22 protein-coding genes are annotated in these 23,913 nt (G+C 53.0%); 6 read left to right on the top strand and 16 right to left on the bottom strand.

The annotated features are described in order from the left end of the window. Positions 1-22: 22 nt before the first annotated feature. Positions 23-886, bottom strand: coding sequence for a MurR/RpiR family transcriptional regulator (locus ACT3TF_RS00860; RefSeq protein ID WP_444671381.1), 864 nt, complete (start codon positions 884-886; stop codon positions 23-25). Between the two features lie 25 nt (positions 887-911). Then, on the bottom strand, positions 912-1,847 hold the full coding sequence (gene puuE, locus ACT3TF_RS00855; RefSeq protein WP_096278309.1) for an allantoinase PuuE: 936 nt from the start codon (positions 1,845-1,847) through the stop codon (positions 912-914). 321 nt (positions 1,848-2,168) lie between these two features. Between puuE and ACT3TF_RS00850 the strand changes: the two genes are divergently transcribed. The 3 genes from ACT3TF_RS00850 to ACT3TF_RS00840 all read left to right on the top strand — a co-directional run bounded on the left by ACT3TF_RS00850 (position 2,169) and on the right by ACT3TF_RS00840 (position 5,992). Next, positions 2,169-2,924 (top strand): aspartate/glutamate racemase family protein, encoded by a 756-nt coding sequence (locus tag ACT3TF_RS00850; protein ID WP_441686245.1) that lies wholly within the window; start codon positions 2,169-2,171, stop codon positions 2,922-2,924. Between the two features lie 191 nt (positions 2,925-3,115). After that, a complete protein-coding gene (locus ACT3TF_RS00845; protein WP_441686243.1) occupies positions 3,116-4,486 on the top strand; it encodes an NCS1 family transporter in 1,371 nt (456 codons plus the stop codon). A 27-nt stretch (positions 4,487-4,513) separates the two neighbouring features. Beyond that, positions 4,514-5,992, top strand: coding sequence for an NCS1 family nucleobase:cation symporter-1 (locus ACT3TF_RS00840; protein ID WP_096278302.1), 1,479 nt, complete (start codon positions 4,514-4,516; stop codon positions 5,990-5,992). A 176-nt stretch (positions 5,993-6,168) separates the two neighbouring features. On the opposite strand, the gene ACT3TF_RS00835 is transcribed toward ACT3TF_RS00840, so the two are convergent. Together ACT3TF_RS00835 and uraH are read right to left on the bottom strand one after the other, a co-directional pair. Continuing rightward, positions 6,169-6,897 (bottom strand): GntR family transcriptional regulator, encoded by a 729-nt coding sequence (locus ACT3TF_RS00835; protein WP_441686241.1) that lies wholly within the window; start codon positions 6,895-6,897, stop codon positions 6,169-6,171. Between the two features lie 92 nt (positions 6,898-6,989). Then, positions 6,990-7,343: a hydroxyisourate hydrolase gene (gene uraH / locus ACT3TF_RS00830; protein ID WP_096278298.1), complete on the bottom strand. Its 354-nt coding sequence runs from the start codon at positions 7,341-7,343 to the stop codon at positions 6,990-6,992. A gap of 160 nt (positions 7,344-7,503) precedes the next feature. On the opposite strand from uraH, the gene uraD reads away from it, so the two are divergent. Continuing rightward, positions 7,504-8,043, top strand: coding sequence for a 2-oxo-4-hydroxy-4-carboxy-5-ureidoimidazoline decarboxylase (uraD, locus tag ACT3TF_RS00825; RefSeq protein WP_441686239.1), 540 nt, complete (start codon positions 7,504-7,506; stop codon positions 8,041-8,043). A 51-nt stretch (positions 8,044-8,094) separates the two neighbouring features. Here the strand turns inward: uraD and ACT3TF_RS00820 are convergent, their stop codons facing one another. The 3 genes from ACT3TF_RS00820 to ACT3TF_RS00810 form a co-directional block, all read right to left on the bottom strand. Then, on the bottom strand, positions 8,095-8,457 hold the full coding sequence (locus tag ACT3TF_RS00820) for a phasin family protein (protein WP_096278294.1): 363 nt from the start codon (positions 8,455-8,457) through the stop codon (positions 8,095-8,097). Positions 8,458-8,637: 180 nt separating this feature from the next. Beyond that, positions 8,638-9,327 (bottom strand): glutathione S-transferase N-terminal domain-containing protein, encoded by a 690-nt coding sequence (locus tag ACT3TF_RS00815; protein ID WP_096278292.1) that lies wholly within the window; start codon positions 9,325-9,327, stop codon positions 8,638-8,640. A 93-nt stretch (positions 9,328-9,420) separates the two neighbouring features. Beyond that, positions 9,421-10,113 (bottom strand): glutathione S-transferase N-terminal domain-containing protein, encoded by a 693-nt coding sequence (locus tag ACT3TF_RS00810; protein WP_441686237.1) that lies wholly within the window; start codon positions 10,111-10,113, stop codon positions 9,421-9,423. A 365-nt stretch (positions 10,114-10,478) separates the two neighbouring features. Between ACT3TF_RS00810 and ACT3TF_RS00805 the strand changes: the two genes are divergently transcribed. Continuing rightward, the gene (locus ACT3TF_RS00805; protein WP_192536295.1) at positions 10,479-12,170 is read left to right on the top strand and encodes an L-lactate permease; all 1,692 of its coding nucleotides are present in this window, start codon (positions 10,479-10,481) and stop codon (positions 12,168-12,170) included. 79 nt (positions 12,171-12,249) lie between these two features. Here the strand turns inward: ACT3TF_RS00805 and ACT3TF_RS00800 are convergent, their stop codons facing one another. From ACT3TF_RS00800 to ACT3TF_RS00760, 9 genes are all read right to left on the bottom strand, one after another. Further along, positions 12,250-12,774, bottom strand: a complete 525-nt coding sequence (locus ACT3TF_RS00800; protein WP_096278286.1) for a gamma carbonic anhydrase family protein — start codon at positions 12,772-12,774, stop codon at positions 12,250-12,252. A gap of 34 nt (positions 12,775-12,808) precedes the next feature. After that, positions 12,809-15,802 (bottom strand): FAD-binding and (Fe-S)-binding domain-containing protein, encoded by a 2,994-nt coding sequence (locus ACT3TF_RS00795; protein ID WP_441686235.1) that lies wholly within the window; start codon positions 15,800-15,802, stop codon positions 12,809-12,811. A gap of 18 nt (positions 15,803-15,820) precedes the next feature. Next, complete coding sequence (locus tag ACT3TF_RS00790) at positions 15,821-17,038, bottom strand: pyridoxal-phosphate-dependent aminotransferase family protein (protein ID WP_444671380.1); 1,218 nt, start codon at positions 17,036-17,038, stop codon at positions 15,821-15,823. A 100-nt stretch (positions 17,039-17,138) separates the two neighbouring features. Next, positions 17,139-18,326 carry a CaiB/BaiF CoA transferase family protein gene (locus tag ACT3TF_RS00785; protein ID WP_441686233.1) on the bottom strand — a complete coding sequence of 396 codons (1,188 nt, stop codon included), beginning with the start codon at positions 18,324-18,326 and terminating at the stop codon, positions 17,139-17,141. A 42-nt stretch (positions 18,327-18,368) separates the two neighbouring features. After that, entirely contained in the window at positions 18,369-19,175 is an 807-nt protein-coding gene (locus ACT3TF_RS00780) for an enoyl-CoA hydratase (RefSeq protein WP_441686231.1), read from the bottom strand. A 64-nt stretch (positions 19,176-19,239) separates the two neighbouring features. Then, positions 19,240-20,523, bottom strand: coding sequence for a TRAP transporter large permease (locus tag ACT3TF_RS00775; RefSeq protein ID WP_176483373.1), 1,284 nt, complete (start codon positions 20,521-20,523; stop codon positions 19,240-19,242). Positions 20,524-20,532: 9 nt separating this feature from the next. Then, positions 20,533-21,093, bottom strand: a complete 561-nt coding sequence (locus tag ACT3TF_RS00770) for a TRAP transporter small permease (RefSeq protein WP_096278277.1) — start codon at positions 21,091-21,093, stop codon at positions 20,533-20,535. A gap of 65 nt (positions 21,094-21,158) precedes the next feature. After that, positions 21,159-22,136: a TRAP transporter substrate-binding protein gene (locus ACT3TF_RS00765; RefSeq protein WP_096278275.1), complete on the bottom strand. Its 978-nt coding sequence runs from the start codon at positions 22,134-22,136 to the stop codon at positions 21,159-21,161. Positions 22,137-22,452: 316 nt separating this feature from the next. Continuing rightward, entirely contained in the window at positions 22,453-22,914 is a 462-nt protein-coding gene (locus ACT3TF_RS00760) for a GlcG/HbpS family heme-binding protein (RefSeq protein WP_096278273.1), read from the bottom strand. Positions 22,915-23,156: 242 nt separating this feature from the next. On the opposite strand from ACT3TF_RS00760, the gene ACT3TF_RS00755 reads away from it, so the two are divergent. Beyond that, entirely contained in the window at positions 23,157-23,840 is a 684-nt protein-coding gene (locus tag ACT3TF_RS00755) for a GntR family transcriptional regulator (RefSeq protein ID WP_096278271.1), read from the top strand. Positions 23,841-23,913 lie beyond the last annotated feature (73 nt).

Below are 23,913 nucleotides of genomic sequence, written 5' to 3'. Positions count from 1 at the left end.
CCAACGATTTCTAACGTATGTGCTAATCGATACTCATGATCGGTGTTTCAAGTTCACTGAGCTCAACGTACATATCGCTGATCGCGCTGATCCGCTCTCGTCCCTCTGCCAGGCGACGGTGTAAAACGCCGTTCGCCAGCAAACAAATCAGGCTATTGGCTGCGGCGTAACTATCAAATGCCGAGAGGCTTTCAAGCGGCGTTTCCATAAACCAGGTGACTTGAGAGGCGAAATTCACCGCGGTTGGATCAGCAATTAATGCGACCTTGGCCGACGAGCGCTCAAGCGCATCCACCAGCGCAGCAAACGCCGCGGGGCGGCGGCGAAACCCAAACAGCACCACCACATCCTGCTCGGAGAGATCGACAATTTCTTCCGCTAACGACTGGTTAGGGTGTGGAACCACCCGCACCTGGGTGCGCGCTTGAATCAACTGCTGACGAAAATGTAGTGCTAGCGGGTAGCTGTTACGAAATCCGATCACGACCACATGGCGCGCGCGATCCAGGCGCTCTACAAGCGCAGTAAACTGGTCCACCGCGATGCCGCTTAAGCAGCGCTGCAGATTATCCTGCTCACGCTGCAAATGACGCTGGAACGGCGCGCCGGCCTCTTCCTGCATGGCATTTGCGTCGATCACTAGCGGCACGCCTAAATTGCGCAGCTGGCGGGCATGGTCTTTAACGGTACGATAGCTCTCAAACCCCAGCCGTTTGAACAGACGGCTGACCGTGGATTTAGATACCCCGGTTAAGCGCGCCAAATCGGCCCCGCTATACACCGCCAGATCGTCAAAGTGGTCGAGAATGAAGCTCGCGACGCGCTGCTCCTGGGCACTTAACTCGTCAAACTGAGCGGTAATACGCTGTCCGATATGCGGCGTCATAACATCCTAATAAACTAGTTTAATGTCACGTTGATGCGGGATGATGCTCGGCCCAATGGCGGGCGATATCAACTCGCCGCGCAACCCAAACGCGGTCATGGCTTTCGATATAATCTAAAAAGCGCTGCAATGCTCGAAAACGCCCAGGCCGCCCAAGTAAACGACAGTGCATTCCAATAGAGAGCATTTTCGGCGCCTCTTCCCCTTCTGCGTAAAGCACATCAAAGGCATCACGTAGATAAGTAAAGAAGTGATCTGCGGTATTGAACCCCTGCGGGGCGGCAAAGCGCATATCATTAGTGTCGAGCGTGTAAGGCACAATTAAATGATTATGATCACTGCCCTGACTATCGGTGACACGAGTCCAGAAGGGTAAATCATCGCCGTAATAGTCGCTATCGTAAAGGAAGCCGCCCTCGTCCAGCACTAGCTTGCGCGTATTAGGGCTATCGCGGCCGGTGTACCAGCCTTGCGGCTTCTCACCATAAAGCCGCTGAAAAATCTCCATGGCCTGCTGAAGATGCGCCCGCTCAACGTGCTCCGAGACTTCTTGATAGTGAATCCAGCGATAGCCATGGCAGGCAATTTCGTGGCCTAGCTCTTTAAATGCCTGAGCGACGTCAGGATTACGCTCCAGCGCCATCGCCACGCCAAATATTGTGAGCGGTAAATCACGTTTTTCAAATTCGCGCAGAATGCGCCACACCCCGGCCCGCGAACCATATTCGTAAATCGACTCCATGCTCAGGTGACGATCAGGATAGGCTGGTGCGCCGATAATCTCAGATAAAAACTGCTCTGAGCCTGAATCACCATGCAGTACGGAATTTTCGCCGCCCTCTTCGTAGTTGAGCACGAATTGGACGGCAATCTTTGCCTTTCCAGGCCAGTTAGCGTGGGGCGGATTTCGTCCGTAACCGATTAGGTCACGAGCGTAGAGGTTCGAAGGTGATGACGACATGCATAGCTCCTTGATTCCAATTCTTGGCTATCGTTGAGTAAAACATAGCCGAGATAACGTGCTTAGCGAACCCGTAAAACGTTTGTATACAAAATAGCGACATTAACGAACAACCGCAACGCGCCCACAGGTTAGTACACTGGAATCCACGGGCCTTTTTCACGCTAATAATGAATCTAGCAGTCACATTCATAGCCACTAGCCGCTGACCCTGATTGCCTTTTTTATGGCCAGCTCATTTTAGTTACTTGCGCTACGCTGATAATCGCCCTATTTTTGTATACAAGAAAAGAAATATTGTTTACATGCGGATTACTTATCATGCATATACGAATTATCAATCCCAACACCACGGCCTCCATGACCGCTGCTATTTATCATGCAGCGCTGCAGCAGGCAGGCGCAGGCACTCAGGTTAGCGCCTCGCAGCCGGATGCGGGGCCCGTTTCAATTGAAAGCCACTTTGACGAAGTTATTAGCGCTGTTGGCGTGGCGGAAGAGGTTCTTAAAGGCGAGCGCGAAGGCGGTATTGATGCCTACGTGGTGGCTTGTTTTGGCGATCCGGGCCTACTTGCCGCAAGGGAGCTGACCCGTGCGCCGGTCATTGGCATTGCCGAAGCGGCCTTTCATCTTGCCACGCTGATCAGCACTCGCTTTTCGATTGTCACCACGCTGGGGCGTACCGGCATTATCGCCGAGCACTTGCTTCAGCAGTATGGTTTCAGCCACCACTGTCGGCGCATTCGCGCAGCTGAAATTCCGGTTTTAGACCTTGAGCATCATCCTGAGGCTGCATTTGCCCGCATCGTCGAAGAGTGCTGCCGTGCGCGGGATAAAGATGATATCGGCGCCATCGTTTTAGGCTGCGGCGGCATGGCTAATTTGACCCAACAGATTAGTCGCGAAGTAGGTCTGCCGGTGATTGAAGGCGTCAGCGCAGCGCTGAAACTAGCTGAATCACTGGTTAGCTTAGGGCTGCACACCAGTAAGCATGGCGACCTTGCCTACCCACGACCAAAAGCATTCACGGGTAAGTTTGCGGCGCTTTCTGATCTTTCACTGCCGCTTAACTCATAGTCTTCCGATATGACGGGCAGCGCCTTAACTGACAGACATCACTAACTGACAACGCTCGCAATATTGCTAATAATAATTAATATTATACAAGATAAGCAACACGTCCATTAGCACGCCACGCCGCAAGCGTTGCTTGGGTATGAAAATACTCAAGCTACCAATAAAACCGATAATCTTGCGAGAACTACATCATGAGCACTTCAACTTCGGCTCTTGCGTCAAAGAATCAATCTACTGCGAACGACACGGTGGGAATAAAAAGCATGGGGGCTGAAAGCCTGGCCCCTCAAGACACCCGAATAATGGGGCGTAGCTCCTACTTTCTGGCGTGGTTCGGCGGCTGCGTTTCCATTGGCACCTTTGCCATGGGTTCAAGCGTTGTCGGCACGTTAAACCTGCTACAAGCTACGCTGGCCATTGCCATCGGATGCTTTGTCATCGGCATTGCCCTGGCCATTAACGGGGCCGCAGGCTACAAGTACGGCATACCGTTCATGGTTCAAGCACGTAGTGCGTTCGGCTTTACCGGCACGCGGTTGCCTGGATTAGTTCGCGCGGTGCCTGCGGTAGTGTGGTACGGCTTTCAAAGCTGGATTGGCGCAGGGGCACTGAATATGGTGTCGGCTACGCTGTTCGGTTTTGACAACCTTATTTTCTACTTTATTACCTTCCAGTTTTTGCAAATCGGCCTATCGGTCATGGGGTTCCAGGGCATCAAATGGCTAGAAAACATCGGCAGCGTTTTTATCCTAGCCTCACTGATGTACATGTTTTACGCCACGGTGCAGCGCTATGGCGATGAGCTTTCAGCCAGCCTGCTAACCATGGAAGGCTCATGGGGCATGCCCTTCTGGGGTGCGACCATGCTATTTCTTGGCATATACAGCACCATGATGCTCAACGTTAGCGACTACTCACGTGAGCATAAAAAAGGCACGGCCCAAAGCCTGCTGACGACCATTTATGCCATGTCGATTCTGCCCTGCACGCTATTTATGGGTTTGATTGGCTACATGGTTTCGCAAGCCACCGGCACTGCAGACCCTATCCAAGTATTTGCTAACGCCGTCGACAATACGCCGCTGTTGATGACCACCCTACTATTCATCGCCTTCGCGCAGGTCACCACCAACGTACTCAATAACGTGGTGCCGCCGACCTACGTATTGATGGACGTCTTTAAGATCAAGTTTCCGATCGCCACGATCATCGTTGGGCTACTGGCGTTTGCCACATTCCCTTGGAAGCTTGTCCAGCCAGGCTCTGCAGCGGGCCTACAGATGTTTGTGCAGACCTATTCAGCATTCCTCGGCCCCATCTTTGCCATCCTCGTCGTCGACTACTACATCATTCGCCGTCGCACTCTAGATATCAGCAAGCTGTATGACCCGGAGGGGCCTTATAAAGGCGTTAACGCGGCGGCACTGATTGCCACGGCGATTGGCATTGTGGCGGCGCTTTCTTTCTCGGCGATCTCCTGGTACGCCAGCCTTATCCCTGCAGGCATTAGCTATTACCTGCTGATGAAGTACTGGGCACCCTGCCAGCGCTTTAGTCAGTAACCCACGCGCCAACCTTGAGCCAATAAAATGAAAGAGAGCAACGACGTGAGTGATTTAGACATTAGGCACATCGACCCGACGCTGTATAACGAGGACCTTGCGCCGCTTAAACCTCAAGATCGTAACTGGGGCGCGTTTGAGATCTTTAACGTCTGGTCGAACGATATCCAAAGCCTATTTGGCTATACCCTAGCCGCTTCGTTATTTTTGAGTTATGGCCTGAACGGCTGGGCGGTAATGGCTGCCATTATACTGGCGGGCGTGATCGTGATGTTTTTGGTCAACCTTACCGGTAAGCCCAGCGTTAAATACGGCATTCCGTTTCCAGTGATGGTACGTGCCAGCATGGGTGTTCGCGGCGCGAATTTGCCCGCCATACTACGTGCCATCGTCGGTATCTTCTGGTACGGCGTACAAACCTACTTCGCATCAACCGCGGTAACGCTGCTTATTACCGCCTTTATTGGTGCGGGCAGCGGGAGTACTTTCCTCGGCCTTTCCGGCGTGGCGTGGGTGTCGTTTGTGATTGTTTGGCTGTTCCAAATCGCGATTTTCTGGCAGGGCATTGAGCGCATCAAACACTTTCTAAACTTGGCAGGCCCACTGGTCTATGTGGTGATGCTGGTGTTAATGGCGGTTGTTTGGTATCAGGCGGGCAGCGAATTACTACCTGCTATTGGCACTATTTTTAGCGGCGATGGTGAAGCCAGTGGCAGTTCGATTGCCGCCTTTATGGCCATTGTCGGGACCATGGTGGCGTATTTCGCAGCGGTGGTAATCAACTTTGGCGACTTCACGCGATTTGTGAAAACCGAGCGCCAGATGAAGCTTGGCAACCTGCTAGGCTTACCGCTTAACGTGGCTTTCTTCTCTTTTATTGCACTAATTATTACGGCAGGCACACTGGTGCTGTTTGGCGAGGCACTGACCAACCCCGCCGATATCGTTGAGCGGGTTGATTCGCTGCCGCTGACGATTGTCGCTGCCCTCACCTTCTTCGCCGCTACGGTAGGCATTAACTTAGTGGCCAACTTTATTCCGCCCGCCTATGACCTGGCCAACCTGTTTCCCAGCAAAATCAGCTTTAAGACAGGCGGCCTGATTACCGCCATTATTGCTTTCTTTGTCGGCGCGCTTTGGATCTCCGTGATCAGTCAAATAGGCATTCCCGGATTCGTAAACGCACTTGGTGCAATCGTCGCGCCGTTCTACGGCATCATCGTGGTCGATTACTACCTGATCAAGCGCCAGCATTTGAATATGCAGGAGCTGTTCTCATCAGCGCCGGGCGGCGCCTACTATTACGTGAATGGTTGGAACATCCGCGCCCTTATCGCCTTTGGCGCCGCTGCGATGTTCTCTCTTTCTACCGTTCTAGCTCCCGCACTATCAAGCCTAGGCGGCTACGGCTGGCTGATAGGCGCGGGCTTAGGCGGGCTATTCTACTACGGCTTAATGCGTCAATTTAAGGCAGCGTCTGCGTTTGCTGAGCATACGGTAAGTTGAGAAATTTTAACTGCTAGAACAAACGCCATCGGCCAGAGCCGGTGGCGTTTGTTTAGGACATAACGCGTCAGGGTGCTCTAATCATCTGGAGTCTGCGTGAAATCACCGACGGCTTTATGAGAGTTGCCATTAATTACTGCGGCTGGGATGTTTTTAACTGATGAAGCGCACCTAACCTAACCCCCAAATATCTGCTGCAAATCCGGTGCGCTCTCTTGCTCTTCAACCATGGAAAGCGAAGCTTCGATGGCTTTTAGGTGGCGGCTCATAAAGGCTTTAGCGCGCTCTCCGTTGCCTGATTCTAAATGCCCGATTAGGTCATCGTGGTCATGGGATTCGCAGCCCAGGTGGCCGCGATGACCGTAAACGGCGAGTATCAGCGAAGAGCGCGAGCACAGGCGCTCAACAAACTCCGCCAGGGTGGCGTTGCCTGAAAGCTGCGCTAAGCGCACGTGAAAATCCGCCGAGAGACGAATAGCCACACTTTGCTGGCCACTGCGCAGCGCTTGGCGCTCTTGGCGGGCCATTTCGCGAAGCTCAGCGGCTTCTTTGTCGCTCATGTGTCTTGCCACATCGGGCATTAACCCGCACTCGATTAACTGACGAGCATCGAAAACGTCTTTGGCTTCATCAGCGGTTGGCCGGGTAACACTAGCGCCGCGGCGTGGCGTGAGTGTGACTAATTGCTCCAGCGCTAAGCGCTGTAAGATTTTACGAATCCCGGTACGGCTAATACCAAATACTTCCGACAACGCATCTTCACGCAGCCGGGCACCAGGCTTTAAACGTTGCTCCACAATCGCATCGCTGATAGACCGGTAAATCACTTCGTGGCGCTCATCGCCCTCTTTGCTATTTTTATTAACGGAAGCGCGCCGCTTTACCGGTGCCTGCGCATCACTCATAGCTAGCCTCTCTGATCATTCCTTCCAAGCCGCAATGATATCGTGCTCTTCATCGCGCATGTTGGTTATCACGTAATAGTTAATCGGAGATTTTAGCTACCGCGGTAAGTTGAGTAGCCATAGGGCGATAGCAGCAGCGGCACATGATAGTGCTGGCTGACATCAGCAACACCAAAGCGCAGTGGAATCATATCTAAAAAGCGGGGCTCATTAGCCTCTACGCCCTGGGCTCTCAGGTAGTCACCGGCATGAAAAACCAGCTCATATTCAGCTGCAGTCAACGCATCGCCCTCTAAAAGAGGTGCATCACAGCGCCCGTCACTGTTAGTGATGACGGTGCTTAGATGCTGGCGTTCACTGCGGGTCAAGCGAAACACCTCAATAGTAATCCCCTGCCCGGGCTGTCCCGTGGCGGTATCCAGTACGTGGGTAGTTAAACGCCCCATAGCCGCTCCTATTTTATAAGGTTATTGGCGATACTTGATCGACATCCATGCCGTTGTACCGTTGAGCCTATCGGTCAAGGAGTACCGCTGCCGTTCTTTATTGTATACATTAAGTCTATCGCTTTACGCTTTGAAAAACTGCATGCCTAGGAGAATTTCAGTGTCGACCCACCGCCCATTAGTACTTTCACCAGCGCCTAGCCGATGCAGCCTTGAAATGCTGACGCTTCACTATGGGGACGTGTATGAGCACTCGCCTTGGGTCGCAGAAGCCGCCTGGCATCACGGCCTAAATGAAGAGCATGACGCCCCTGATGGGCTGGCACAGCTTATGGGCCTAATGCTGCAGCAGGCCAGCAGCGAGCAGCAAATCAATGTCATTCGTGCCCACCCCGATTTGGCTGGCAAAGCCGCTATCTCAGGCGAATTAACGCAGGATTCCACCAGCGAACAGGCCGGAGCAGGTCTACATCATTGCAGTGCCGATGAGTTCGCTCAGTTTGAATCTCTTAATGAGGCTTATAAAAAGAAATTTGGTTTTCCTTTTGTGATTGCCGTTAAGGGGTTAGATCGTGGCGCAATTTTAGCCGCCTTTGAAGAACGCTTGAACAACGCTGCGGCAGCCGAACGGCAAACGGCCATTGAACACATTATCCGTATTGCCTGCCTGCGCTTAATCGATCGTGCCAGCAAAGCGTAAAAAAAAGCGCCGACCCCATAGGGAGCGGCGCTTTGAGCCAGATCAGCTAACTTACTGCTTAGCCGTTTCTACCGCTTTCTTGGTGGTTTCTTCAGCCTGCTTTTTGCTATCTTCAGCAAAGCTTTGACTGATGGACGTCACTTTTTCAGTGTCACCTTTAACACGCTCCATGAAATCACTGGCTGTTTTCTGCTGGCTTTCGAGCGCTTTTTTGAAACTGTCAGTGTCTTTTACATCAAGCCAAGTCCGCGCTTGTGAAATAGCCATATCGGAGTAAGCGCGGGCAGCATCCACCTGCGCACTGAATAGCTGTTCATAGTAATCAAGTGCGGTCAGCGTGTAAGAGCGCATTGGCGATACAAACACAGATTCAAGCTGTTGCGCGGTTTGATCAGTACTCGATTTAGTAGCCATCTTCATATCCCCATAAGTGAGCTAGCACATCAACATGCCTTGATTAGGCGGATCTAAGCTAGGCATTTGCCTCTGCTGACTATAAAGTTAACAGTGCTTTTTGTGCAGCGCAACATGATTTTATCTCATGCTGCGCCTGCTCACTTATAGCGTATTTTTATTACCGCCGATAACCCGCGACTAGCGGTTATTGAACAAGTGCTTACGCGCTTGCTCATCCATTTCAACGCCCGCCTGTGGATTAACATCTTCGACCAACGCGTAAGCGCGGCGCACGGCTGGGCGCGCTTTCACCATATCGAACCAGCGCTCCAAGTCAGGAAACTCTTCTAGCGTTTGGCGCTGTTTTTCCCAGGGAACAATCCAAGGGTAGATCGCCATATCCGCAATCGAGTAGTCATCACCACCTACGAACGTATGGTGCGCTAGACGCTGGTCCAGCACGCTATAGAGCCGATTGGTTTCGAGCACGTAACGTTCAATGGCGTACTCAATTTTTTGCGGCGCATAGTTGCAGAAGTGATGATTTTGGCCGGCCATCGGGCCTAAGCCGCCCATTTGCCAGTGCAGCCACTGCAAGACGATATAGCGCTCGCGGCCTTCCGAGGGCAGGAACTGCCCACTTTTATCGGCGAGGTACTCAAGTATCGCGCCAGATTCAAATATCGATAGCGGCTGGCCACCGTCCTGCGGGGAGTGATCGACAATGGCGGGGATGCGATTATTGGGCGCGATCGCGAGAAATTCAGGGTCAAACTGCTCGCCCCGCCCAATGTTGATCGGCTTCACTCGATACGCAAGCTTGGCCTCTTCGAGCATGATGGAGATTTTGTGGCCGTTAGGGGTTGTCCAGTAATACAGATCAATCATTGCCATCTCCTTAATGAAAGCGTTGATTCACTCACTGAGCAAATTAAGGCTTTCTTAATGCATCAGGCGGCCGTGGCTGCACCGCCCTGTGCGTTATATGTCGCGTACGGTCAGGGCATTACTTGCCACCCCATCGTGAACGCTAAGCATGCGCTGGAACCATTCGTCGACCGGATCGCCCGGTTCTACAATCGCCTGTGTTGATACGATGTAAGCCCACATCATGCTGCCAAACAGCAAATAGTCTGAACCACTGGGGGAGTCACCGTCGAGAAATGCGCTTTCACGCAGTAAATCGCGCACCGGTGCCAACACCTGCTTGAGCTGTTGTTTACCCTGCTCTGGCTGGCTGAATTCTTCTAGCGTGCAGCCGAACCGCGCTTCACGCGTTTCGCGAAAGTAAGCGCGATCATCCGGGTGTACCGCCGCGAGTAAATCCAGACCCACGATACGAAATAACGCTGGTGTAACACTGCGCTCAACAAAGTATTTGAACAGCAGCACGCGCTGATAGCTGACGCCGTCACCCAGCACGGGCGCGTCGGGATACGCTTGATCCAAATAACGCATGATTTCGAAGCTATCGGTGACGATTTTATCGCCGTCGCAAAGTACGGGTACTTTGTCGTAGTCGGCAAACTCCAGCGCCTTTTTATCGAGAAAGCGCCACGCCACGGTGGTAAATTCCAAACCTTTATGGGCAAGCGTCATGCGTACGCGCCAGCAGTAAGGTGAGAAACGAAGCTGTTCATCTCGACCACATAAATCATAGAGTTTTAGTGCCATCAGTACTGCCCCATGGTGAGGAAACGAGTGGTTATCAAACGTGCGAATGCGCTTGGCGTGGTTCAACAATGAGCTTAAGAAACTATGCGTGCAATAGGCACCGCTAAACGGTGTCTATTAGTCTAACGAGAGCGCTATACCCCTCACTTTACAGATTATTAAAAAACACATTAAAAACATCATGTTAGGCAAAAAAACCAACACTTAACTCGCCTTTAAAAATGGCTTTAACAGGTAAGACCAATTTTCCAATGTAGTCATCTTGTTAACCTAACCGTATCTTTCACTTACACCCGGCTGGTAACACACAATCCAGGCGGTTTTCGCGGAGCGTACCAAATCAATAACAAGGGGCAGTTCCTCTCATGAATGAAACGACACTTGCACTTCTGGCCTTCTTGCCGCTGCTGCTGGCCGGCATTCTACTCGTAGGCTTTAAAGTACCCGCTAAGATAGCGATGCCTCTCGTTTTCCTAACGGCTGCCATTATTGGCCTAACCGTTTGGAATATGTCCTTTACCCGCGTCGTGGCATCGACTATTCAAGGCTTGATTCAGACAGCAGGCCTTCTATGGATCATCTTTGGCGCTATCCTGCTGCTTAATACCCTCAAGCACTCCGGGGGCATTACCGCGATTCGCAACGGATTCTCGGGCATTAGTCCTGACCGGCGCGTTCAGGCGTTGATTGTGGCCTGGCTATTCGGCTGCTTCATCGAAGGCGCTTCTGGCTTCGGTACGCCAGCCGCCGTTGCGGCACCGCTGATGGTGGCTCTCGGCTTCCCGGCGCTTGCCGCGGTCGTTGTGGGTATGATGATTCAGTCAACGCCCGTCTCTTTCGGCGCCGTCGGTACACCTATTGTGGTGGGCGTTGGTAGCGGTGTGGATCGCGTGGGCATTACCGCTCAGCTTGATTCGGTCGGCTCTAGCTGGGACGTATTTTTTCAACAAATCACTAGTTCGGTCGCCATTACTCACGGCATCGTGGGCATTTTAATGCCACTGATCCTAGTGCTGGTAATGGTGCGTTTCTTCGGCGCCAACCGCTCCTGGAAAGAGGGGTTGTCGATTACCCCTTTCGCTATTTTTACCGGCATCTGCTTCGTCGTGCCTTACATGCTAGTCGGCGTGCTGCTAGGGCCTGAGTTCCCGTCTATGATAGGCGCTATGGTGGGCTTAGCGATTGTGGTGCCTGCCGCCAAGCGAGGCTTCTTGCTGCCTAAAGATACCTGGGACTTTCCTGAATCTTCGTCTTGGCCCGATGAGTGGATTGGCAATCTACAAATCAAGCTGGAAGACGTTGCGGGCAAAGCGCCTATGTCGACCTTTAAAGGCTGGGTACCTTACGTATTGCTGGCGCTGTTCTTAGTCGCATCACGGACCATTGAGCCGCTGCGCGTCGCGTTAACGTCAATCAGCCTGGACTGGAACAACATTCTTGGCGAAGCGGGCGTTAGCGGCGGCGTGCAGCCGCTGTATCTACCCGGTGGAATTATTGTAGCAGTGGTGATCATTACCTACTTCTTGCACCGCATGAATCCACAAAAAATTAGCGCCGCCGTCTCAGAGTCCACCAAAACGATTTTTGGTGCGGGCTTCGTGTTGGTCTTCACCGTGCCGATGGTACGTATCCTGATCAACTCGGGTGTTAATGGCGCAGACCTTGTGTCTATGCCGGTGATGATGGCGCAAGCGGTGGCCGATGGCGTAGGTGGCATTTACCCCTTCTTTGCACCCGCTGTCGGGGCAATGGGCGCCTTCATTGCAGGCTCCAACACCGTGTCTAACCTAATGCTGGCAGAGTTCCAGTTCAGCGTCGCGCAATCCCTTGGCCTTTCGACGGCGATGATGATTGCACTGCAAGCGGTAGGTGCGGCGGCGGGTAATATGATCGCTATCCATAACGTGGTCGCAGCGTCGGCAACGGTCGGGCTATTGGGCCGAGAAGGCACGACGATCCGCAAGACGATCCTACCCACCATTTACTATCTGATTTTTACCGGCATCATCGCACTGGTTGCGTTCTACGTGATCGGCGTGACCGACCCGTTAATGTAAAAGTGGCGGTTGTTGTAGCAGAAACGCAAACCCCCAGGCCTTGGCCTGGGGGTTTACGTTTGGAGCGGGACAAGTGCAGTCAGTCTATTCGCTTGAGTTCTTGGCGATGGCGCTTGCTACGCTCTACGTAGCCCTGAGCATTTTTCTTCAGACCCGCCACCGCTTCCTCGGAAAGCGTTCGCACCACGCGAGCAGGTGAACCAACAATTAAGGAGTTAGCTGGGAACACCGCGCCTTCCTTAATAAAGGCACCGGCACCTACTAAGCTATTTTCACCAATCACCGCGCCATTGAGCACCACCGCCTGGATACCGATTAGGCAGCCATCGCCAACCGTGCAGCCGTGCAGCATGGCCTGGTGCCCTACCGTTACGCCTTTACCTACTTTAAGCGGAAAGCCTGGGTCTGCATGCAGCACTGCGCCATCCTGAATATTGCTCTCTTCGCCAACCTCAAGGTGATCCGAATCACCGCGCAATACCGCCTGATACCACACGCTTGAATGCGCTTTTAAGGTCACTTGGCCGATAACATCTGCCGTTTCGGCAACGTATACGTCGTCGTGAATATCCGGGCGATGCTCGCCATATTGATAAATGGCCACTTAGACCTCCTAGGTTTTTATTGATGTACAGCATTCAGGCTAGCGCTTGTTCCAGCAATCGAGCAACGTGTATTGCTTCACGACCGCTGCCATCATGAATTTGATGGCGACAGCTTGTGCCGTCAGCAATGAGTACAGCATCTTTATCAGCGCTGCGAATAGCGGGCAACAGCGAGAGCTCGGCCATTTTTAGCGATGCCTCATAGTGCTCCGCTTCATAGCCAAAGCTGCCCGCCATACCGCAGCACGAGGACTCAATTGTTTTGACCTCAAGGCCGGGAATCCAGCCTAGCACTTGCTCGACGGGGCGCAGTGCATCAAACGCCTTTTGGTGGCAGTGGCCGTGCAGCATAGCGTGCCCGTATGGCAGCGCTTTAAGTTCCAGCGGAAGCTGATCCGCCGCACGCGCGTTGACCAAAAACTCTTCAAACAAATACGCCGATGACGACAGTGCTTTCGCTTCTTCACCAAAGCCGTACTGCAGAAACTCATCGCGCATGCTGAGTAAGCAAGAAGGTTCTAGCCCCACGACGGCCACACCACGCTCCACAAAGGGCATCAGATGCTCAAGGGTGCGCTTGGCTTCTGCTTTGGCCTTATCGAACTGGCCCGACGATAGATAGGTTCGCCCGCAGCAAAGGGGGCGCTGCCCTTTCGTAACATTCAGATGAACGCGGTAGCCCGCAGCTTCCAGCACCCGTTTGGCCGCCTTGGCATTATCGCCTTCCATATAGTTATTAAAGGTATCAACGAACAGCAGCACTTCCCGCGCAGCGTGCGGGGACGCCTCGGCACTGGCAAGGAAGTTGCCGTTAAATAGAGGCAGCGAACGCTGGGGCGCAAGCTTAAGCGCCTGTTTGATTTGCTTGGCTAAAAAAGGCACTCGCTCAACGCCGTTGACCAATACGGAAAACTTGCTGGCCCACGGGGCGTAGCGCGGCATTTCCCCCACCATACGGTCACGTAAAGAGATCCCTTTAAGACGCGCGCGGGCAGTACGTGCCTCTATTTTGAATTTGGCCATATCCACGCCCGTAGGGCAGTCGCGTTTACAGCCCTTACACGAAACGCATAGATCCAGCGCCTCTTTGACATCGTCGCTGGCGAGCCCTCCATCACCCAATTGACCGGAAAGCACCAAACGCAGCGTATTAGCACGGCCCCGGGTTAAATGTTGTTCGTCCTTGGTAATGCGAAAACTTGGACACATGGTTCCCGCGTCAAACTTACGGCAGTGGCCGTTGTTGTTGCACATCTCCACGGCCATAGCCAAGCCATGGGTGGCATCGCCGCCGCTGCCTGGCGACGTTTGCTCGCCGGTGAGCGGGTCACGCTTTACATTCCAAGCGGACCAGTCAAACACCGGGGTTAGCGGGATGGTTTTATAGGCTTTAGGAAAACGAAAGTAGCGTTCGTCGTCCATTTTGGGAGTATCGACAATCTTGCCCGGATTGAACAGATTGTTAGGATCAAACAGTTGCTTTATTTCACGAAAGGCGTCGTTGATCGTCTCACCGAACTGCCACGCCACCCATTCGCCACGGCAGATACCATCGCCATGCTCACCGGAGTAGGCGCCTTTATATTCGCGCACTAGCGCGGAGGCTAGCTCGGCGATTTCACGCATTTTCTCTGCGCCATCCCGGCGCATGTCGAGAATCGGGCGCACGTGCAACGTGCCGACGCCTGCGTGGGCATACCAGGTGCCTTCCGTGCCGTAGCGGTTAAACACGTCGGTCAGCTTTTCGGTGTACTCCGCCAAATGCTCTAGCGGCACCGCGCAGTCTTCAATGAAGGAAACCGGCTTACCGTCGCCCTTCATACTCATCATGATGTTGAGCCCAGCTTTACGCACGTTCCACAATGCTTTCTGCTCAGCGGCTCCTGGCATGTCGACCACGCTGCCAGGCAGGCCTAAATCAGCCATCAGCTCACTAAGGCCACGCAGTACCTCCATCTGTGCCGCGTGGTCTTGGCCGGCAAACTCCACGAGCAAAATCGCTTCAGGCTTACCAATTAGCGCCTTTTCAATGACAGGCCGAAACGCAGGATTTTCCAGCGATAGCTCAATCATCGTGCGATCAACCAGCTCAACCGCCGTGGGGCCAAGCTTGACGATATGTTGAGTGAAGTCCATCGCCTGATAAAACGTCGGGAAATTCACCACGCCCAGGACTTTTTGCTCGGGCAGCGGTGACAGCCTGAGCTTAATACGCTGGCTAACGCCTAGCGTCCCTTCAGAGCCCACCAATAAGTGGGCGAGGTTCGCACGCCCGTCAAGATCATAGGGAATAGGATTTTGGCAATCGAACAGATCCAGATTATAACCACCTACCCGCCGCAACACCTTGGGGAAGTGGTCACGTATTTCAGGCGCGACACGCTGCGCGATGGCCTTGATCTGCTCAGCAATGCGCTGCTCCTGGGAGCCTTGAGCGACACTGTCCACGAAACCGAAGTTGGCCGCGCTGCCGTCGGCTAAAAGCGCCTCGACGCCCAGCACGTTATGCACCATATTGCCGTAGTAAATCGAGCGAGACCCACATGAGTTATTGCCCGTCATTCCGCCAATCGTGCACTGCGCGCTGGTAGAAACATCCACCGGATACCATAGCCCATGCGGCTTAAGCCACGCATTCAGGTGGTCAAGCACAATGCCTGGCTCGACCACCACGGTGAGTGCCTCGGCGTCGAAATCGACGATCTGATTGAGCCAGCGCGTAGTATCAATCACCAGCGCCTCGCCAACGGTTTGGCCACACTGGCTAGTCCCCGCTCCCCGCGCCAATATCGGCACGCTAGCATCTCGGGCGATATCCAGCGCTATTTTCAAATCCTGCTGGTGGCGCGGGATGACCACGCCTACCGGCGTCACCTGATAAATAGAGGCATCGGTTGAATAGCGCCCCCGCGTTGCCCGATCAAACCGTACTTCACCTTCCATTTCGCGGGATAGCCGCTCGGCAAACTCGCCGAGCGGTCGAATCTTGGCATCACCGGGCAGGCGATGATTGGTCAGAGACGTCATGTGGCTCTCCCCCGTCATTTAGCGCTCTGCTGCGCCTGCATTGAGCGGATTAGCTGCAAAGTAATCCAGCGCGGCAAGCACACCGCTTCCCTTCAGCTTCACGCCAGCAAGCTTCATGCCCGCCTCACAGCCGCCCAGGGTGGCAATCAGGGTTAGATCGTTGCAGTCGCCTAAATGGCCAATCCGGAACATCTTGCCCTTGGCCTTACCCAGCCCCATGCCAAGTGAAAGATCAAATCGCTCATAAATGATCTTGCGCACCGCATCCGAATCAACGCCTTCGGGCATCACCACACCCGTCAGTACCGGCGAATACACCGCAGAGTCCTGGCACTGAATTTCTAGCCCCCACGCTGCTACCGCTGCGCGCACGCCGGCTCCCCAGCGCTGATGGCGAGCCAGCACATTGTCGAGACCTTCGTCCAACAGCATATCCAGCGCTTCATTCAGGCCGTAAAGCAGGTTAGTGCTTGGCGTGTAGGGCCAGTAGCCGTTCTTATTGGCCTCTAGAATTTCATCCCAAGCCCAAAAACTTTTTGGCAATGTCGACTGCTTACTCGCTTCGATTGCTTTAGGTGAGAGCGCGTTAAAACTGATGCCTGGCGGCAGCATCAGGCCCTTTTGGGAGCCGGAAACAGTAACATCTACGCCCCATTCATCGTGACGGAAGTCGGCGCTGGCCAAGCCTGAAATAGTATCGACAATCAGCAATGCAGGGTGGCCCGCCGCATCAATAGCCTTACGCACGGCCGCAATGTCACTGGTGACGCCGGTAGAGGTTTCGTTATGTACAACGCACACCGCTTTCAGCTCGTGACCGGTATCTTCTTTTAAGCGCGCTTCGATCATGTCTGCCTGCACACCCTGGCGCCAGCCTTCATAGCCAGGCAGGCTCAGAAATTCGGGCTGAATGTCCAGACGCAGAGCCATTTTTTGCCATAGCGTGGCAAAGTGGCCGGTTTCAAACATCAGCACACGGTCGCCAGGTGACATGGTATTGGCTAACGCGGCCTCCCAGGCACCGGTACCTGACGCTGGGTAAATAATTACCGGGTTCTCGGTCTTGAATATTTTTTTAACCTTGCTCAGCAGTTCGAGACCCAGCGCGCCGAACTCCGGCCCACGGTGGTCAATGGTGGGCAGGCTCATCGCGCGTAAGATGCGGTCTGGCACCGGTGATGGGCCAGGAATTTGCAAAAAATGACGACCGGATGGGTGAAAATTAAGTTTTAACATGATGACGCTCCTGTTTGTTGTTGTACGGCTCGCGGCTGGATCTGCCGCTTAGCGTTATTCAAAATGGATAATGAATGCAATTTATCACATCAAAAAAGCGTTACTTGATGCATCCTTCAGCGCGTAAAGCATCAAGCTCTTCACCAGAAATACCTAGGCTATCAAGTACTTCATCAGTATGCTGAGCAAACAAAGGTGCAGGGCTACGAATTTGCGAGGGCGTTTCCGAAAACTTACTGGGAAAGCCTATCGTCTTCATTTTGCCTATCACCGGGTGATCCATCTCCTGCACCATGCCTCGCGCTACGTAGTGCTCATCCTGCATGGCTTGAGCGAAATCGTTAATAGGCCCTGCCGGTACACCCGCGCGGTCACAAAGCGTTAGCCACTCATTCACACTTTGGTCGGCCATCAGCTCTTCAAGCAACGCTTCCAGCTCTTCAACGTGCTGACCGCGCGTCTGGTTAGTGATAAAACGCGGGTCTGCCATTAACTCCTCGCGTTTTAAGACATCCTGACAAAAGCGTTCCCAGGTTCGTTGATTGGCACAGCCGAGCATCAAATAGCCATCGCTGGCTTTGACGGCCTGATAAGGCGCAGACACGCGATGGCGCCACCCCGTTGGCTTAGGCACGGTGCCTTCAGAAAAATACGCTGCCGCCTCCCAGGTAAACCAGGGCAAGCCACACTCGGTAATGGCGATATCAATATACTGGCCGGCGCCCGTCTTCATCTTGTGAATGCATGCCGCCAGGATTGAATAAATCGCGGTGAGTCCCGCCCCAATGTCGTAAACAGCAATGCCGGTTTTCAGCGGGCGTTTGCCCTGCTCACCGGTCATCGACATCAATCCCGTCATGCCTTGCGCCACCAGGTCGAATCCACCTTTGTGGCTATACGGCCCGGTTTGTCCGTAGCCTGAAATGGAGCAGTACACGATGCCAGGGTTGATGGCCTTAATCGTGTCGTAATCAATGGCCAGCGATTTTGTGACGCCAGGCCGGTAGTTTTCGACAATCACATCGGCATCAGCGGCTAAGCGATAGAAAATTTCTCTAGCGCGTTCATCTTTTAGATTAAGCGATATGCTCTTTTTATTACGATTAATCTGTGAAAAGCAGGTCGATTCGCCGTTGACGTAAGGCCCCATTTGGCGGCTGTCATCACCGCCATTGAGCTTCTCCACCTTAATCACCTCAGCGCCCATGTCAGCCAACACCATGGTGCAGTAGGGACCGGCCATAATTTGCGATACATCCAGCACTTTTATGTCTTGTAGGGGAAGCACGGGCTTTCCTCCTAGTTAGTCGATGTAAGCTCTGGCCGAAAACTAATGGCCAGACCACTTAAACGGCGTTTTATTGACGAATTTATCCACTGCCGAGGCAAAATCTTGGCTCATATAGCAGGTGGTTACCCAGTCATCACTCGCGTCGGCGGGAAGACGTCGCTGCTCCAGCGCACGTCCAATCAACGCCTTACTGGCCTTAAGCGTTAGCGGCGCACGCTGAGCAAAGGCCTCTGCGAGTATCGCCACGTCGGCATAGATGGTGCCTGCGCCGAACTGCTGATTGATTAATCCCGTCGCGAGTGCCTCATCGGCACCAAACAGGCGCGCCATCATCAGCGCCTCTTTTGTCCGCGCAACGCCGAGCATATCGATCATGCGCGAAACGTTATTAATCGACAGCGTATTGCCCAGCGTTTTAGCAATGGGTACGCCAAACTTGAGCGTCGAGGTGGCGTAGCGAAAATCGCACACTAGCGCCAGTGCCGCCCCGCCCCCCACACAGGCACCTTCTATCAGCGCCAGCGTGGGCTTGGGAAAGGCCTCAAGTTTGCCGACAACACGATCAATACGCCGCTCGTAGTCAATGGCATCGCTCGCCTTGTTAAAGGTTGCAAACTGACCGATATCGGTGCCGGCTACAAACGCTTCACCGCCTACGCCGTGCAAGACAATCGCATGAATATCGTCGTTGTCGACCAGCTGATCGCAGTGCTTTTCCAGGGCGTCGTACATCTCCCAGGTCATGGCATTGCGGCTCTGGGGCCGATTAAAGCCAATCCAAGCCACCCCGTTACGCTGCTCAAAGCGAACGCTATCGACGTGATTGGGTTCGTTTACGTTGCTCATCTGCTACTCCTGTTAGGCATGTCGTGTTCGAGTATTACCTTTCAGCTCTCGACCAACGGTCACGTTATCCGTAGACAAAATTCACTAATGCCAGCGCAAACGCCGGAATATAGGTATTAATCATCAGGATCGTAAACAGCACGGCAATGAACCACAGGTTGGTTTTCGAGGTTGCCCATATGTCCGATTTAGCAATGGAGCACGCCGCAATGAGCACGCTGGCCACCGGAGGTGTTTGCTGGCCGATCGCTAAGTTTAACGTCACGATCAGGCCGAAGTGCAGCGGATCGATACCCACTTCAAGCACTAGCGGTAAAACAATGGGCACGACCAAAATAATCGCCGCGGCAGAGTGCAGGAAAATACCCAAAATCAAGAAGATGATGTTGAGTAGTGCCAAAATCATGTACTTGTTGCTGGTAAGCTCGCTAATCTGCATCGCAATCTGCTGGGGAATACGCGTTTCAGTCAGATACCCACCGACGACCGCTGACGCTGCCACCAGTAGCATCACCACCGCGGTTTGCACGCCGGCACTCTTACAAGAGTCGATGAAATTTCTAAAGGTGAATTCGCGATAGATCACCGCACTGATAAAGATAGCGACACATACCGCCAGCGCTGCGCCTTCGGTCGCAGTAACGAACCCACCAAAGATACCGCCTAGAATGATGATCGGAATCAACAGTGCCCAGATCGCTTCTTTGAAAGCGATCCATAGCTGCGAGACCCGAAAGCGCCCTTCAGAGGGGAAGTTATATTTGCGTGCCAGGTAGTAGCACATCCCCGCCAAGCCCATTGCACCTAAAAGTCCTGGGAAGATACCGGCAACAAACATTTGTACCACCGATTCACCCGACATGACCGCATACAGAATCATCGGAATAGAAGGCGGCAGGATGATGGCCAGGCTGGCAGCCGAAGAGGAAATTGAAGCGGCAAATTCTTTGGTGTAGCCCCGCTTGCGCATCGCGGGAATCAAAATACTGCCTATGGCCGATACGCCTGCAACGGAAGATCCTGAAATTTCAGCGAAAAACACCGAAGCGCCGATGGTAACCATCGCTAAACCGCCTTTAATAAACCCTACCATTGCCATGGCTAAGTCAATCAAGCGCCGCGATATACTCGAGGCGTTCATAATGGCACCGGCGAGAATAAACAGCGGAATCGCAATCAGCGGAAAGTTGGTGGCGCCCTCAAACATCGTCATGCCGACCGTCGGCATTGCCAAGCTGCCATACGACATGAACGTTGCAACGGTTCCCACCAATGCTAATGCCACCGCAACAGGCACATTGATAAGAATCAGCAGAATTAATGCGATAAAGATATACAGTATGACCATGGTGTCTGCTTACCCTCGCTGCTGTGTGCTGACGGCTTCGACGGCATCTGCGTCAAGGCCTGCTTCTTCAAGTTCATGATCAATAAAGCCTTTACCTCGAGCACTTTTGATCACGTCGGGGAGCCGCAGCAGTTCAGCAATAATGAACAGTACGGAAGCAACGGGAATAGCCGACTGAGTTATCTGCATTGAGATGGCGGGGAGGCTGACCATATTGACGCCATCAAGAATCAGCATCACCTGATAGCTTGCTAAGCCAAGGAAGATAAAGAAACCGATGGTGATAGCCTCGGCTAGCAGCGCGACCGGCACACGAATGACAGGCGGGCACATATTAAGCACGCTGGGGCAGGTAATATGCGCGCCTTTCGCGGCGGCCAACGCCGCACCGTAATAGGTCACCCAGGCCAGCAACACAGCCGCCAGCTCGTCATACCAGCTTAAGGGAAAACCTAGATAGCGGGTCACGAAGCCGACGGTGACCACGCCCGCAAGCGCAATTACCAAAATCACGACGATACCTTCAAGAAACGAAAAATAGGCGTTCTTGAATTTTGTAAAAGTACTCATTGAGACCTCCGAGAGACGAGGTGCCGCGTATCGAGCGCTGCACCTCTGATAGATTGGCGCGGGACTTACTCGCGTAGCGCAGCCACTGAGTCAATCAAGTCCTGACCACCGTCTACTTCATCGGCAAACTTACTGTAGATAGTTTGTGAGGCCTCAACGAAAGCATCGAAATCGACGTCGTTGACTTCCATTCCCTCTTCTTTCATTTTCGCCAGGGTTTCATCATCGAGACGCTGACCTTCTTCTAACACGAAGTCTTCCATTTCAACGGCCACTTCTTCGAGCACTTGCTGCACTTCTTCCGGTAGACGGCTCCAGCTAGCACCAGCGGTTAGGTAGGCAGGGGTGTAAACGTGGTTGGAAATGGAGAGGTAATCCTGCACTTCCTGGAAGCGCGAGGAGTAGGTTTGAATTAATGGGTTTTCCTGGCCGTCCATTGCCCCGGTTTGTAGCGCCACGAACACTTCAGAAAGCGACATCGGGGAAGGCGCCGCACCGTAGCTACGGAACATTTCAATACGCCATACACCGCTGGGCGTGCGCAGCTTTATGCCTTCAAGATCGCTAGGAACAACAATCGGCCGAACGTTGTTAGTGATCTGACGAAAACCGTTTTCCCATACCCCGATAATTTTAAAACCACGGGCTTCAGCGGCGTCATACATGGGCCCACGTACGACCTCATCGCGCACGCGCTTCATGTGCTCGCGGTCAGCGATTAAATACGGCATTTCAAACAGCGCAAACTGATCTGATTCCGAACTCATGACCGTGGAGGGTATCGAGAGATCCAGTGAACCCAAACGCAAACGACGCATCATTGATTCATCGCTGCCCAGCTGGCTGTTGCCATAAACGTTTACTTCGGCAACGCCTTCCAAGCGTTCGTTGGCGAGTTCAGCAAAACGGTTGGCGCTAATTTCAAATAACGAGCCAGGGCCACCCACATGACCAAGGCGCACTTCAATAGCGGCGTTAGCGGCGGCGGCCTGCAAGCCAAGCGATACAATGGCCGTTGCCAGCGCTGTTTTGAGCAGTTTCATAGTGAACTCCAAGTGAAGCATTTGTTGTTGTTGGCTATGTCGCCACCGCAGCGTTAGCTCACGATGGAACCTGCATGGGAAGCTGTTTGAATAGACCAACGCGTTGCTAATAGGCATCTACAGCAAAGGCTTTCCCCACATCAATTTGAATTCAAAATTCAAAATTAGGTATTAAACTTTCGTCTTGTCGCAAAAACAAAACTGCAACGCGTTGTTTTTTAAGCTCTCTCTAATAACCTTCACACATAAAAAAACGGGCAGTGGCTCGAATAAGCCACACAGCCCGCTCTTGAATCACAATTATCCCGCTATATTGCTAGCTAGGCTCAAGCCCCCAACGTAAACCTGCTAGCTCAATACCCGCTATAGCGGCCTGCTGGTCTTCATCAGACGAGGCACCGCTTACGCCTACCGCGCCAATCACACATTGCTGATCATTCAAAATGGGGACTCCGCCCGCCACGGCCACAAAATGCCCCTGGGAAGCCGCCGAAACGCTGGCAACAAACGCCGTGCGTTCAGCGTTGCGAACTCCTAACACGCCGCTGGCAACCCCGATGCCAAGTGAAGCATAGGCTTTCCCCTGCGCCACTGGAAAACGCAACGGTGCACAGCCATCTTCCCGTTCTGCTGCCACTAAATTACCGCCGCCATCTAATACCACGATGGTTAGCGGCGGGAGTCTGGCTTCGCGGGCCAGCGCTATAGCGCCTTCGATTACTTTTCTACTTTGTTCCCTAGGAAGCTGCACGCTGCAGTGGAATACTTGTCCGGCCATCGGTTTTACCTTTGTGATTGTTAAGATGACAATATCGCCAGCAAAATGCTGACATCGTGAATACTGAATTCATAATTACTTTTGCAGATCATGCAAATAATAGCCACTATGCAAAGACGGTTTTAAGCAAAGTCGGCTGTACTCGGCGCTAGGTTTAAGCAAATGGTATCGTGCTCAAACGATCCAAGTGGTCTGGGTAGCTTGGCAACAAGTCAAGTGCGCCACTGACAAGGAACTGAAGAATGACAAAGATATTGCAGCGCAACTTGTATCGCGAAGTGGCCGATAGAATTGGCGAACTCATTGAGCACGGCGAGCTTTCCCCCGGAGAACGAATATCTGAAAAGCAGCTGTGTGATCGCTTCGGCGTATCGCGCACGCCTTTGCGTGAAGCGCTGAAGGTGCTCGCCACCGAAGGCCTTATCGAGCTGCTGCCCAACCGAGGCGCACGGGTGGTACAGCTGACCTTCAAAAAGGTTAAAGACACTTACGATTTAATGGCGGCCCTAGAAGGGCTATCCGGTGAACTTGCCTGTGAGTACATAAGTGACGCTGAAATTAGCGCCATTCGAAAGCTCCACGATACGATGCTAGAGCACTACCGTAATCGCGATCTATTGCCCTATTTCAAGGTCAATCGCCAGATTCATGAAAGCATTCTGGCCGCGGCGAATAATGACGTTTTACAAGAAACCTATAGCAACTTAAATCAACGCGTTAAGCGCGTGCGTTACTCCAAGAAAATGACCGAGCGTTACTGGAGCCAGGCGGTCAAGGATCATGAAAACATGATGGCGGCGCTCGAAAAGCGTGACGGTGCGCTGTTAGGCCAAATCCTGCGTGACCACTTGTGCAATAAAATTGAGGTAGCCACGTTAGCGGGCGTGATTAACCCTGATTATGACAAGAGTATCGCTAACGGCTGAGCGGACCTAGCGCCACTCAGCAGCACAGGAAGCGTTCTGTCGACTAATGAATGGTAAGACCAATGCACCACGG

It is taken from the genome of Halomonas sp. AOP25-F1-15 (genome assembly GCF_052378675.1).
GTDB classification, from domain to species: domain Bacteria; phylum Pseudomonadota; class Gammaproteobacteria; order Pseudomonadales; family Halomonadaceae; genus Vreelandella; species Vreelandella casei.
The sequence above is the reverse complement of the archived record's forward strand: the minus strand, read 5'-3'. Positions and strand labels throughout refer to the sequence as shown.

Excerpts from the sequence above, each read along its gene's own strand:
- ACT3TF_RS00860 (WP_444671381.1), bottom strand. The coding sequence starts at position 886 with ATGACGCCGCATATCGGACAGCGTATTACCGCTCAGTTTGACGAGTTA.
- puuE (WP_096278309.1), bottom strand. The coding sequence starts at position 1,847 with ATGTCGTCATCACCTTCGAACCTCTACGCTCGTGACCTAATCGGTTAC.
- ACT3TF_RS00850 (WP_441686245.1), top strand. The coding sequence starts at position 2,169 with ATGCATATACGAATTATCAATCCCAACACCACGGCCTCCATGACCGCT.
- ACT3TF_RS00845 (WP_441686243.1), top strand. The coding sequence starts at position 3,116 with ATGAGCACTTCAACTTCGGCTCTTGCGTCAAAGAATCAATCTACTGCG.
- ACT3TF_RS00840 (WP_096278302.1), top strand. The coding sequence starts at position 4,514 with ATGAAAGAGAGCAACGACGTGAGTGATTTAGACATTAGGCACATCGAC.
- ACT3TF_RS00835 (WP_441686241.1), bottom strand. The coding sequence starts at position 6,897 with ATGAGTGATGCGCAGGCACCGGTAAAGCGGCGCGCTTCCGTTAATAAA.
- uraH (WP_096278298.1), bottom strand. The coding sequence starts at position 7,343 with ATGGGGCGTTTAACTACCCACGTACTGGATACCGCCACGGGACAGCCC.
- ACT3TF_RS00820 (WP_096278294.1), bottom strand. The coding sequence starts at position 8,457 with ATGGCTACTAAATCGAGTACTGATCAAACCGCGCAACAGCTTGAATCT.
- ACT3TF_RS00815 (WP_096278292.1), bottom strand. The coding sequence starts at position 9,327 with ATGATTGATCTGTATTACTGGACAACCCCTAACGGCCACAAAATCTCC.
- ACT3TF_RS00810 (WP_441686237.1), bottom strand. The coding sequence starts at position 10,113 with ATGGCACTAAAACTCTATGATTTATGTGGTCGAGATGAACAGCTTCGT.
- ACT3TF_RS00805 (WP_192536295.1), top strand. The coding sequence starts at position 10,479 with ATGAATGAAACGACACTTGCACTTCTGGCCTTCTTGCCGCTGCTGCTG.
- ACT3TF_RS00795 (WP_441686235.1), bottom strand. The coding sequence starts at position 15,802 with ATGACGTCTCTGACCAATCATCGCCTGCCCGGTGATGCCAAGATTCGA.
- ACT3TF_RS00790 (WP_444671380.1), bottom strand. The coding sequence starts at position 17,038 with ATGTTAAAACTTAATTTTCACCCATCCGGTCGTCATTTTTTGCAAATT.
- ACT3TF_RS00780 (WP_441686231.1), bottom strand. The coding sequence starts at position 19,175 with ATGAGCAACGTAAACGAACCCAATCACGTCGATAGCGTTCGCTTTGAG.
- ACT3TF_RS00775 (WP_176483373.1), bottom strand. The coding sequence starts at position 20,523 with ATGGTCATACTGTATATCTTTATCGCATTAATTCTGCTGATTCTTATC.
- ACT3TF_RS00770 (WP_096278277.1), bottom strand. The coding sequence starts at position 21,093 with ATGAGTACTTTTACAAAATTCAAGAACGCCTATTTTTCGTTTCTTGAA.
- ACT3TF_RS00765 (WP_096278275.1), bottom strand. The coding sequence starts at position 22,136 with ATGAAACTGCTCAAAACAGCGCTGGCAACGGCCATTGTATCGCTTGGC.
- ACT3TF_RS00760 (WP_096278273.1), bottom strand. The coding sequence starts at position 22,914 with ATGGCCGGACAAGTATTCCACTGCAGCGTGCAGCTTCCTAGGGAACAA.
- ACT3TF_RS00755 (WP_096278271.1), top strand. The coding sequence starts at position 23,157 with ATGACAAAGATATTGCAGCGCAACTTGTATCGCGAAGTGGCCGATAGA.